The sequence below is a fragment of the Kitasatospora sp. NPDC057512 genome, from assembly GCF_042802135.1.
Lineage (GTDB): Bacteria > Actinomycetota > Actinomycetes > Streptomycetales > Streptomycetaceae > Kitasatospora.
Genome location: NZ_JBHVET010000216.1, coordinates 1 through 11,490, shown reverse-complemented (window position 1 = coordinate 11,490; position 11,490 = coordinate 1). Strand labels below are relative to the sequence as shown.

General features: G+C 74.1%; 7 protein-coding genes. 3 read left to right on the top strand and 4 right to left on the bottom strand.

The features are described 5' to 3' along the window. Nucleotides 1-157: 157 nt before the first annotated feature. A complete protein-coding gene (locus tag ACFU6K_RS16625; RefSeq protein ID WP_380663674.1) occupies nt 158-1,258 on the bottom strand; it encodes an ABC transporter substrate-binding protein in 1,101 nt (366 codons plus the stop codon). A 275-nt stretch (nt 1,259-1,533) separates the two neighbouring features. Between ACFU6K_RS16625 and ACFU6K_RS16620 the strand changes: the two genes are divergently transcribed. Next, nucleotides 1,534-2,292 carry a helical backbone metal receptor gene (locus ACFU6K_RS16620; protein WP_380663677.1) on the top strand — a complete coding sequence of 253 codons (759 nt, stop codon included), beginning with the start codon at nt 1,534-1,536 and terminating at the stop codon, nt 2,290-2,292. A gap of 117 nt (nt 2,293-2,409) precedes the next feature. Here the strand turns inward: ACFU6K_RS16620 and ACFU6K_RS16615 are convergent, their stop codons facing one another. From ACFU6K_RS16615 to ACFU6K_RS16605, 3 genes are all read right to left on the bottom strand, one after another. Continuing rightward, nucleotides 2,410-4,680 (bottom strand): hypothetical protein, encoded by a 2,271-nt coding sequence (locus tag ACFU6K_RS16615; RefSeq protein ID WP_380663673.1) that lies wholly within the window; start codon nt 4,678-4,680, stop codon nt 2,410-2,412. A 320-nt stretch (nt 4,681-5,000) separates the two neighbouring features. Further along, nucleotides 5,001-6,611 carry a lipase maturation factor family protein gene (locus ACFU6K_RS16610; protein ID WP_380663675.1) on the bottom strand — a complete coding sequence of 537 codons (1,611 nt, stop codon included), beginning with the start codon at nt 6,609-6,611 and terminating at the stop codon, nt 5,001-5,003. Between the two features lie 309 nt (nt 6,612-6,920). Then, nucleotides 6,921-7,994, bottom strand: coding sequence for a GAF domain-containing protein (locus tag ACFU6K_RS16605; protein ID WP_380663671.1), 1,074 nt, complete (start codon nt 7,992-7,994; stop codon nt 6,921-6,923). Nucleotides 7,995-8,472: 478 nt separating this feature from the next. On the opposite strand from ACFU6K_RS16605, the gene ACFU6K_RS16600 reads away from it, so the two are divergent. Then, nucleotides 8,473-9,750, top strand: a complete 1,278-nt coding sequence (locus ACFU6K_RS16600) for an acyl-CoA dehydrogenase family protein (protein WP_380663670.1) — start codon at nt 8,473-8,475, stop codon at nt 9,748-9,750. Between the two features lie 476 nt (nt 9,751-10,226). Beyond that, a partial coding sequence (locus ACFU6K_RS16595; RefSeq protein WP_380663668.1) for a sensor histidine kinase occupies nt 10,227-11,490 on the top strand: 1,264 nt, incomplete at its 3' end.

Below are 11,490 nucleotides of genomic sequence, written 5' to 3'. Positions count from 1 at the left end.
CCTCCGCGGCCGGGATGTCCACCGAGCCGAGCGAGACGGCGGCGGTCAGCGCGAGCACCAGGGCGACGAGGAGGACGGCGGCCAGCGGCCCGGCCCGCAGGATGCGGGCCGGGCGGGCGTCGCCGCGCTCCTTCCGAGCGGTGGCCGACGTCACCGGCTACTGCCCGTTCTTGGCGAGGTCGGGGCCCTTGACGAGGTCCGGGTGGACGGTCGCGGCGATCTGCCGGACGGCGTCGGCGTTGCGCACCCCCGCGATGGTCGTCACCTCGGAGCCGAGCCGGACGAAGTGCCCCTCCTGGACGGCCTTCAGGCCCTGGGTCGCGGGAAAGCCCTTCAGGAAGGCCTCGGCCTCGTCGAAGGCCTTGCGGGTGGCCTCCTCGCTGCCCCGGTTGCGCACGGCCAGCTGGATCCAGTCCGGGTTCTTGGCGACCACGTCCTCCCAGGAGCCGGGCTTGAAGTCGGCGTCGCAGTCGGCGAACACGTTGCGCGCCCCGGCCTGGCTGATCACGGCGTTGGCGACCTGCCGGCCGCAGACCGCCACCGGCTGCTTGGTGCCCGCGTCGAAGTCGAAGACGAAGTAGCTCGGCCGCTGCCCCTCCGGCACGGCGGCGAGCGCGGTGCGGACCTCGCCGAGCTGCTTCTCCATCCCCGCGACCAGTTCCTCCGCCCGCGCTGCGGTGCCGGTGACGGCGCCGAGCCGGCGGACGTCCTCCTCGATCCCGGCCAGGTCGGTGCGCGGCGCCTTGGCGGCCTTCGGCGTCCCGGCGCAGGCGGTGGAGAGCAGGTACACGTGCTGGATGCCGGCCGCCGCGTACTCCTCCTCGCTCGGCCCGGTGGCGCCGCCGCCCATCATCGGCATCGCGCCGAAGGTGTCCACGTAGAGGTCGGCACCGGAGCCGAGGAGCTTCTCCTTGGGGATGCTCTTGTCCCCGAGCACCGGCACCTTGGCGCCCTGCTCGGCGAGCGCGGCGGGCAGGGTGCCCTTGCCGGGCGGGAAGCCGGTGCCGATCACCCGCTCCCCCGCGCCGAGTTGGAGCAGCAGCTCCAGGCTGGAGGCGTTGCTGGTGACGATCCTGCCGGGCGCCTTGGCAATGGTGGTCTCCTTGCCCACGCAGTCGGCGACCGTGACGGGGAACCCACCGGCGGCATCGGGCCGGACGGTGACGGAGGCGCTCGACCCGCCCCCGGTCCCGCTTCCGCAGGCCGTGGCGAACAGGGCGACGGCGGCCGCGATTCCGCAGACGACGCGAGGGCGCATGACAACTCTCCTGGTCGGTGATGGTGCTCGGTGACGGTCCCGGGTGACCGGGCTCGGTCCTGGCACCGGGTGGTCGTACTGAGGGCCCGTGCTGCGGACCCGGACCAGGTAGTCGGACGGCCCGGGCGATGGGTTCCCGGCGATGCCCGACCAGCACCGTCCACACACGCCTCCTCGCCGGGGGCCGGACGTAGGCTGGCCGGATGGCCGACCCCACCGCCCCGCGCGACGACCTCGACCTCCCCGTCCGGCTCGGACCGCGCCCGCCCCGCCGGATGGTCTCGCTGGTGCCGTCACTGACCGAGGCGGTCGCCGCCACCGCGCCCGGGCTGCTGGTCGGCGCCACCGACTGGTGCAGCCACCCCGCCGACCTGTCCGTCACCCGGATCGGCGGCACCAAGAACCCGGACGTCCCGCGCATCCTCGCGCTCGCGCCCGACCTCGTCCTCGCCAACGACGAGGAGAACCGGCGCCCCGACCTGGACGCACTGCGGGCGGCCGGCGTCCCGGTCTGGGTCACCGACATCCGCACCCTGGACGGCGCCTTCCGCTCCCTGGACCGGCTGCTGACCACCGCCTGCGGGCTGCCCCGGCCCGACTGGCTGGACGAGGCGGAGGCCGCCTGGGCCTCCGTCGGGAGCGGCGGCGCGCCTCCGGAGGTCGACGGACCCCGGACCGTCGTCCCGATCTGGCGCCGCCCGTGGATGGTCCTCGGCCGCGACACCTTCGCCGGGGACCTGCTGCGCCGCCTGGGCCTGCGGCTCGTCCACGCCGACCACCCCGAGCGCTACCCGGCCGTTCCACTACCCGAACTGCTCGCCGGCCGGCCGGAGTTGGTGGTCCTACCGGACGAGCCGTACCGCTTCACCGCCGAGGACGGCCCGGAGGCGTTCCCGGGCACACCGGCGGCACTGGTCAGCGGACGGCACCTGACCTGGTACGGACCGTCGCTGGTGACCGCCCCGGCCGTACTGCGTCACGCCCTCGACCACCCCTTGGGGCCGGGCGGTACGGGCGGTACGGGCGCCTCGTAGGACGACCGCCGGTGACACGTGGGGACCGGCGTACGTCACCAAGGGGCGCCCTGGGACGCGACAGGGCCCGGGACGCGTGCTCGCGTCCCGGGCCCCGGCCTTTGTGGCCGTACGTCGTCAGCCGCGCGCGGCGGCCACGGCGGCGCCCAGCGCCTCCTTGATCCGGGGGCCGAGGCGGGCGAAGCCCAGCTCCTTCATGGCCGCCCGCAGCAGCTCCTCATCGGTCCGCTCGACACCGTCGCCATCCACCCACCGCACGACGGCGAGCAGCTCGTCGGCGGAGTAGGCGGTCACGGGGCGGCCGGGCGTGAAGTCCGGCTTCGCGGGACGGGCGTCGGCCTCCGGCTCGGCGGCGGGCACCTCGGCAGCGGCGACGGGCTCGGGCTCGGCCTCAGCGACCGGCTCCTCAACAGCGGCTACCGGCTCGGGCTCGACCTCAGCGACCGACTCCTCAACAACGGCTACCGGCTCGGGCTCGACGGCGGGCTCCTCGGTGACGGCCTCGGGCTCGACGGCCGACTTCTCGGCCTCAACCACAGGCGCCTCCACGGCGGCCTCGGGCTCGGCCACCGGCTCCGCCACCTCTTCGGCCACAGCCTCGGTCTCGGCGACGGGCTCCTCGACAACGGCCTCGGGCTCGGGCTCGGCCTCGCCGACCGCCTCGACCGTAACCTCAGCGACGACCGCCTCGGTCTCAACCGCAGGCTCATCAGCCTCCACGGCCGGCGCCTCGACAGCGGACTCCACCACAACGGCCTCGGGCTCGGCCTCGAGAACCGGCTCGGCCACAACCTCGGCCTCGACAACCGGCTCGACAGCCTCGGCCGCAGGCTCATCGGCCTCGACAACCGGCTCCTCGACCGCGACCTCCGCAGCGGTCTCCGACTCCGTGTCCGCCTTCGTCTCGTCGGCAGCCTCGGCCTCGGCCAGGGCGGCGGTCGCGGCGGCTACCAGGTCGTCGGCCGCCGGGGAGGGCGCCGGGAGGGAGACCACAGCGGCCGGGGTCTCCTCCTCGGCCTGCGCCGCCGCCGGCTCGTCGTCAGCGGCAACCGCGTCGGACGCCGGGTCGGCCTCAGCCTCGACCTCGGCGTCGGCCTCGGTCTCGGTCTCAGCCTCTTCCTTGGTCTCAGCCTCGGCCTCGACCACCGCAGTCGCCGCAGCGGCCTCCTCCAGCGGAGCCGTCACCGCAGCCGGGGCCTCTTCGACGAGCCCGTCCCGCTGTCCGCCAGCCAGCGCCTGCAGGGCAGCCGCCTCGGCGTCGGCCCGGTCGGTCGGCTCCTCGGTCCCGGACTCCTCGGTCCCGGACTCCTCGGCCGCAGCCTCCTCCACACCGGTCGCACCGTCGACATCGCTACCGGCCTCGGCCACAGCCTCGGCGGCGTCCTCGGTACCCGGCTCCTCGACCGCCTCCGCCTCGACAGCAGCGGCGCTCGTCTCCGCCAGCCCGTCCCGCTGCCCGCCTGCCAGCGCCTGGCGGGCCGTGTACGCGGCCTCGGCGGCGCGGCGGTCGGCCTTGGCGGTGACGAGTTCGGCGAGCAGGTCGGCGAGGCCGGCCTCCTCGAGCCCGGCGCGCAGGCTCCGGATGGTGGGCAGGCGGTAGAGGGTGCCCTCGTCGGCGGCGAGGCGCTCGACCAGGTCGATCAGCTCGGCGAAGGGCAGCCCGTCGAGGTCGTGGTCGGGCAGCAGGCGGGCGAGGCCGCGCAGGCCGGTGTTGATCGTCTCGAAGGCCTGGGCGGTGCGGTCGACCAGGGCGCCGTCGGTGGGCACTCGCGGGAGGGTGCCGGCCGGGGCGAGCGCGGCCCAGGCGCGGCGCTCGATCTCGGCGGAGGTGAGGGCCTCGTGCAGGTCCTCACGGCGGATGCGGCGGTCGGTGGCGAGCGCGACGGCCTGCTTGCGCAGCGAGCGGCCGCGCAGCCAGGAGAGCTTGACGCCGTTCTCCCGGCGCCAGGTGCTGTCGGCGGTGGCGGCGGCGAGGGCGCCGAGGTCGGCGTCGTACGCAGCGGGGAAGAGGGCCGCGGAGGTGCGGTGCACCCGCTGGAGCATCTCGACCAGCAGCGCGGTCTTGGCGACGGTGTCGGGCTCGTCCAGCTTGGTGTCGGCGGCGAGGGAGAGGACGGCCTCCCAGGTCTGCTGGAGGTCGCTGCCGCGCAGTTCGGCGAGGGCCGTGGAGGCCGCGCGGGCGTCCTCGGGGGTGGCGACGGTGTCGACGGCCGCGTACCAGGCGTGGGTCTCGGCGGTGAGCGTGAAGGCCCCGAGCTCGGCGTAGCGGCCGAGGTCCTCGCGGAGGTCGGGCTCCGCGGCGGCGTCCTGGGGGTCCTTGACGTCTGCGGCGTCGGCGACGTCCGCCGGGTCGGCTGCGTCGGCGTTGCGCGAGTGAAGCACTGTCATGTGAGGTCCGGTTCTGGGCGTCGACGGCGGGGCTGGCGGCGAGGGGGCGGCGGACCGGGTGCGCGGGGTCGCCCCTGGGGCGGGGCTAGGGGGCGCGCGGTCGGGCTGCCGGTGTGGACGCCCAGAATACGGGTGCCCGTTCGAGCCTTGCACGCACCCACCGCCCGGACGGGCGGGTGTCGTGTGCCATACCGCCCGCCTGGCCGCCACTCGGGCGGTCCGACCGGGTGGTCCGGCGCCGCTCCGGAGCCGGTCCGGAACTGGTCAGGCATTGGTCCGGACGGGTGTCTCCGCTGCTCACGGTTCCACACCGCCGACCCTCACCCCGACTCCTCCCGCCGCTCTCCGCCGGCCGGCCCGGGCCGCCTGTCCGGGCGCAGGTCCGGCCCCAGGTCCGGCCCCGGGTCCCGTCGCCTGCCGGGCCGCCGGAGCCGCTCCAGCGGCACCTCCCGTACGCCGCGTCCCCGTGTCGGGCCCCGCCGGCCGAGCGGCGGCCGGTACCCGGCCCGGCCGACGGCGTGCAGATCGACCGGAGCGAGGTACTCGCCGAGCGCGGTGCGGTGCCACCACGCGCCGGTTTCCCGCAGTTCGCGCCAATCGGTGAACCGGTAGAGGTAGAGGGTCGCCCGGACGTGGGTCGGCGGGGCGTCCGGGAACGGGTTGTGGCGCAGCAGGCGCAGGGTGGCCCGGTCGCCCGACAGCAGGCGGGTGACGAAGGGCAGGAACCAGGGGCGGGCGTAGGCGGGCGAGATGCCGGCGAACCACATCAGCCAGTCGAGCCGCAGGTGGTAGGGCGCGAACTGGCGCGGGAGCCGGCGGACATCGCCCGGCTTGCCCTTGAAGCCGTACTCGCGCCAGACGGTGTGCGGGGTGAGCACCGTCTCGTCGGTGCCCTCGACCACCACCTCCTGGCGGAGCCGGTTGACGCTGCCGAAGGCGCCGTAGGTGTTGACGAGGTGCAGCCGGTTGAAGGAGCGGTTCATGGCCTGGGCGCGGGAGAGCATGTTGCGCACCGGCCAGTAGCTGAGCACCACGACGGTGGTGGTCAACGCGATCACGAGCGCCTCGTACCAGAGCGGCGCGCCGGGGTACGCGCGGGCGTGGACGGGCAGGCCCAAGCGGGCCGGCTGCACGGCGGCGAGGACGAGGACGATGGTCAGCCAGTTGAGCCAGGCGAAGTTGCCGGAGGCGACCAGCCAGAGCTGGGTGACGAGGACGGCGCAGGCCGCGTAGCTCGCGATCGGCTGCGGCAGCAGCAGGCCTACCGGTACGACGAGTTGGACGAGATGATTGGCGGCGGCCTCCACCCGGTGGACCGGGGCGGGCAGGTGGTGGAAGAACCAGCTGAGCGGTCCGGGCATCGGCTGGGTCTCGTGATGGAACCGGAGACAGGTCAGGTCCCGCCAGCAGCTGTCGCCGCGCAGCTTGATCAGTCCGGCGCCGAACTCGACCCGGAAGACCAGCCAGCGCATCAGCCACAGCACCAGGGTGGGCGGGGCGGTGTCGGCGTTGCCCAGGAACGCCGCGAGGAAGCCCGCTTCGAGCAGCAGGGACTCCCAGCCGAAGGAGTACCAGGTCTGCCCGACGTTGACGATGGAGAGGTAGAGGACCCAGAGCACCGCCCACAGCAGGACGGACGCCCAGAGCGGGACGGCGTCGCCGAGCCCGCCCACCACCGCGGCGGCGAGGGCGGCGCCGCTCCAGGCGACCGCGGCGAAGAACCGGTCGCTGTAGTGGAGGTGGAACAGGCCGGGGGACCGGCGGAACGGGACCCGGGCGGTGAACCGGGGCACCGGCAGCATGCCGTCGGCGCCGATCAGGGCGCGGAACTGCGCGGCGGCGGCCAGGAATCCGATCAGGTAGAGGGCGGCGAGCAGGCGTTGGACGAGCAGCCGGCTCAGCCAGTAGTCGGGGGCGGCGAACCAGTCCATGCGGCCCATGCCTACCACCCGGCACCCCGGGCGCGGGCCCGGTCGGGGCGGCGGAGCGGGGAGGGTTCACCCGCTCGGCCCGGCGGAATCCCGGGCGGATCCCGCGGGATTCCCGTGGGAATTCCGGCGAACTCCCGATACCGGGCGGCCCCGGACGGCGCCCCGGAGGATCTCGGATGGCCCCGAACGGTACCGCGCCGGTACCGCGCCGGCACCGCTTCGGCACCGCGCCGGTACCGTGGCGGGGTCCTCTCCACGGGGGTGAGAGGCGCCCCGCCACGGCGGTGGTCGGTCCGCACCGGCCGGGGTTCAGCCGGGCAGGACGGGACCGGCCTCGCCCGCGATCGCCGAGCGTCCGGGCACGGAGCCGCCGCTCTGCTGGAGCCGGTCGACGAGCAGGGCGGCCAGCGTGCCGAGCTCCTCCTCGGTGCGGGACTGGGCGGTGATGTCCATGCCGACGGTGAGGACGCCGTTGATCCGGCCGGTGAGCGCGGCCCGCAGCGGGGTGCAGGTGAAGCTGAAGACCTGCCGGCCGCGCTGGGCGTCCGGGCGGGCGGCCTGCATCCGGACGTTGTCGAGGACGGCGGTACGACCGGTGCGGTACGCCTCCACGACGGTCTGTTCGAGGCCCGCCGCACCGAGCTGCGGGTACGCGGCGCCGATCGTCCCGTACGCCGTCGGCGCGCCGAAGGTGTCGGCGTGCTGGGCGTTGGCGTAGCGGACCTCCTGGCCCGGGCCCTCGGTGAGCAGGATGGGGTACGGCGAGCCGTCGAAGGCGGCGAACATCTCCTGGCGCTGGGCGAGCAGGCTGTCGCGCAGCCGGATCTCGGAGAGCAGCGCCTCGGCGAGGTGCTGGATGTCGCGCAGCCGCTCGCGCCCCCACTGCCGGGGTTCCCGGTCGAGCACGCAGACGGTGCCGATGACGGTGTTGGTGTCGTCGACGAGCGGGGCGCCGAGGTAGGCGCGGACGCCGAGTTCGTCCACCACCGGGTTCCCCGCGAACCGGGGGTAGGCGAGGATGTCGTCGAGGGCGAGGGGGGAACGCTGGGCGACCACGTGCGGGCAGAAGCCGTGGCTCAGCGGCATCTCGCGGGTGGGGAGGTCGAAGGCGATGCCGCGGTCCGCCCAGGACGATCCGTCCTCGGCCGCGGCGTCGGCCGAACTTGGCGGAATGTAGAGCCCCCGGAACATCTGGCGTTCGTCGTTGATGAAGTTGACCATCGCGATGGGAGCGCGCGTGATACTGGCTGCCAGGTGGGCGAAGCGGTCGAAGGCCTCGTCCGCGGACGGGTCGTTGAGCCCAAGGCCGCGCAGCCTGCGGGTTCGCGCGGACTCCCCGGAGGCACCCGGGAACTGGCCTTGAGTGCTCATCACATCTGTCATGGCGCACATGTAACCAGACATCAGAACGCCCGGGCGGGTCCGATCGACCGTTCTTCAGTCCTGCCGATGTCCTTCCGAAGTTCTTCCGAAGTCCTTCCAGCGCACCGCCGGAGCCGCACCGGAGTCTTGCCGATGGCTCGTCAAAACCGCATGTGGACGACCGGTCGACGGACCGTCACGGAACCGAAGATCGATTCCCGTCCGGCACCCGGCCGAAACCCCTCCCGACGGGGATGGGCCGAATCGCGCCAATCCAAGATCGACTCTGGGATGCCCCGGTACCCCATACAACAATGAGCCCTGCCGAAGACACGGACGGTGCCCGTCGCCGGGACACCGCCCGGTGACGCATGCGCCGATCGCACCGGGGCGACCGGCCGACACCCCCGCACACCCACCGCCCCCCGTAGGGGTCGCCGGAGCGGCATCGACGGCACGGACGGAGGCACGGCACCACACGTATCGAGAGGACCGGAGCATGGCGATGGACTACTTCACCGACGACCGTCACGAGGGCCTTCGCGCCGAGGTCCGTGACTTCGCGGAGAAGGAGGTGCGTCCGCGGGTGGCCAGGATGGAGGCCGAGCGGACGATCGAGGTCGAGCTGGCCAGGGAGATCGCCCGGCAGGGCTGGATCGGCGTGACGATCCCCCGGGAGTTCGGCGGCCTCGGGCTGGGGCACGTCGCCAAGACCGTGATCATCGAGGAGCTGGCCCGGGTCAGCGGGGCCGCGGGCTCGATCGCGCAGGCCTCCCAGCTGGGCGTGGCCAAGGTCCTCCACTACGGTTCCCAGGCCCAACGTCGCACGTGGCTGCCGAAGTTCGCCTCCGGCGAGTGCCTGCCGACCATCGCCGTCACCGAGCCGGAGTCCGGCGGGCACGTGCTCGGGATGACCGGCACCGCGGTCCGCGACGGCGACGAGTACGTGCTCAACGGCCGCAAGTGGTTCGTCGGCAACTCCCACATCGGGGACGTGCACGGCGTGGTGCTGCGCACCGGCCACGGCAGCCGGGGCCTGTCCGCCTTCCTGGTCGAGAGCGACCGCCCCGGGTTCCGCACCGGCTCCCCCGGGTCCCAGAGCGGGCTGTACGGCTTCAGCTTCGGCGAGATCCTCCTGGAGGACTGCCGCATCCCGGCCGGAAACCGGCTCGGCCGGGAGGGGCGGGGACTGGACGTCGCCTACTCCTCCTCCACCCTCTACGGCCGGATCAACCTCGCCGCCGTCGCGCTCGGCATCCACACCGCGATCGTCGAGGACACCGTCCGGTTCGCCGAGGGGCGCGTCCTGTACGGCCGACCGATCAACCAACTCCCGAACATCATGCTCAAGTTGGGCGAGATGCAGTCCCGGCTGATGACCGCCAGGCTCGCCGCCTACCACGCCTCCCACCTGCTCGACCACGGCCGCGCCTGCGACGCCGAACTGATGAACGCCAAGCTCGTCAACACCGAGTACGCGCTGGACTCCGCGCGCAACGCCATGGAGATCCACGCCGCCCGCGGCCTCCAGCCCGAGTTCGGCATCGAGCGCTACCTGCGGGACGCCACCCATGTCTACCCGCCGGCCGGCACCTCGGACGTCCAGCGGCTGCGGCTCGGGCAGTTCGCCTCGGGCACGTACGGCAAGCAGTGGTCGGCGGAGCTGTCCGAGCTGACCAGCTGGCCCTGGAGTGAACTCGCCGCCCAGCGGGAGGCTCACGTGGAGAAGCCGCCAGGCCTGGGCGGCCGGGTGCTGCCGATGCCGCTGGCGGGCTGAGATCCAGCCCGCCGCGACGCGACTTGACCTGTTCCTGCCGCATCTTCCCCGTGGCCGTCCCCGACCTCCGAGGGCCGTCGGCCCGACCGGACCGAGGGCTGTGAGCTGCGGCGTTGCATCGGCGGAGCGTCCGGCGCTGGCCCTGCCGCGAGGCCAGCGGCCTTGTGCGCAGAGCCAGTTGATATTGCGTCGACCGCACCCGGGGCTGATAGCGTTCCGTGCCGTCGGCGGCCGTGCTGCACCCTGCCGGACCGGTGGCGCCGCGTCACCGGCTCCGACGGTTCCCGGCCTCGGCTCCCCGCGACCCGGCCGCGCCGTACGGGTCGGCCCGCCACTCGGACCCACCGGTCCGAACCGGCGCGCCGGTCCCACGGCCAGGCCCCACGACCCGGTTCCACGACCCGGCCCCACCGCCGGGTTCCACGCCCAGGTTCCACGACCCGGCCCCGCGACTCGGCCCTGCAGCAAGGAATCAGATGCCAGGCATACCGGCCCCCCGCACCGGCCACCGCGCCGGCCGGTCCGGCTCGCTCCGCAGCCCGCTCCTCGCCGCCGTGCTGGTCCCCAACCTGGGCCTCGCCGCCGCCTGGGGCTACGCGGCCTACCTGCTGCGCGACTCCGGCCAGCGCACCGCGCTGCTGGCCGGCAGCGCGGTCGTCGCCGCGGTGGTGCTGATCAGCCTGTTCCGCGGCATCCGGACCGCCTGGGCGCTGTCCGCGCGGCTGTCCGAACTGCGGGCCGACACCATGGCGCTCGCCCAACAGGAGATCCCCGAGGTGGTCGGACGGCTCCGCGCCGGGGAGCAGGTGCCCGTCCCGGCCGCCTGGACACCCTCCCGACGTCACGGCGACGACGTCCAGCAGGCCTCAGAGGGCCTCGCCGCCGTCCGGCAGGCCGCGGTCGCCGCCATCGTCCACCAGGCCCAGGGCCGCGAGGGGACGAAGAAGGTCTTCCTCAACATCGCCCGGCGCACCCAGATCCTGATCCACCGGCAGATCAGCATGCTGGACGCGCTGGAACGCGAACACGAGGACCCGGAACTGCTGCGCGAACTGTTCGCGGTCGACCACCTGGCCACCCGGATGCGGCGCAACGCCGAGAACCTCGTCATCCTCGGCGGCGACCTGCCCGCCCGGCGCTGGCGCAACGCCGTACCCGTGGTCAACGTGCTGCGCAGCGCCGTCTCGGAGACCGAGAGCTACTCCCGGGTCGTCGTCCGGGGCGTACCGCGCGTCTCGCTCGGGGGGCAGGCCGTCGCCGACGTCATCCACCTGGTCGCCGAACTGATCGAGAACGGCACCACCTTCTCCCCGCCGTACACCCAGGTGCAGGTCTCCGCGAAGGAGGTGCCCGAGGGCCTGGCGGTCGAGGTCGAGGACCGCGGGCTCGGCATGACCGAGACCGAGTACCAGCGCCTCAACGCGTACCTGGCCGACCCGCCCGACCTGGACGTCTCCGCGCTCGGCGACGACCTGCGGCTCGGCCTGTTCGTCGTCGCGCGCCTGGCCGCCCGGCACGACGTCCGGGTCAGCCTGCACCCGTCCCCGTACGGCGGCACCCGGGCCGCGGTGCTGGTGCCCTCGGCGCTGCTGGAGCAGGTCGCGCAGTCGGCCGCGGTGTCCGGGCTGCCGTCGGGGGCCCGGATCACCCGGGCGCCGGTGTCCGACGTGGGGGTCGTAGGGGTGGGGACGGGAGCGGGAGCGGGAGCAGACGCAGGGGCGGGCGCGGCAGTCGGGGCCG

Bases quoted from the DNA above. Each gene is read 5' to 3' on its own strand.
- ACFU6K_RS16625 (WP_380663674.1), bottom strand. From the start codon at position 1,258: ATGCGCCCTCGCGTCGTCTGCGGAATCGCGGCCGCCGTCGCCCTGTTC.
- ACFU6K_RS16620 (WP_380663677.1), top strand. From the start codon at position 1,534: ATGGTCTCGCTGGTGCCGTCACTGACCGAGGCGGTCGCCGCCACCGCG.
- ACFU6K_RS16615 (WP_380663673.1), bottom strand. From the start codon at position 4,680: ATGACAGTGCTTCACTCGCGCAACGCCGACGCAGCCGACCCGGCGGAC.
- ACFU6K_RS16610 (WP_380663675.1), bottom strand. From the start codon at position 6,611: ATGGACTGGTTCGCCGCCCCCGACTACTGGCTGAGCCGGCTGCTCGTC.
- ACFU6K_RS16605 (WP_380663671.1), bottom strand. From the start codon at position 7,994: ATGACAGATGTGATGAGCACTCAAGGCCAGTTCCCGGGTGCCTCCGGG.
- ACFU6K_RS16600 (WP_380663670.1), top strand. From the start codon at position 8,473: ATGGCGATGGACTACTTCACCGACGACCGTCACGAGGGCCTTCGCGCC.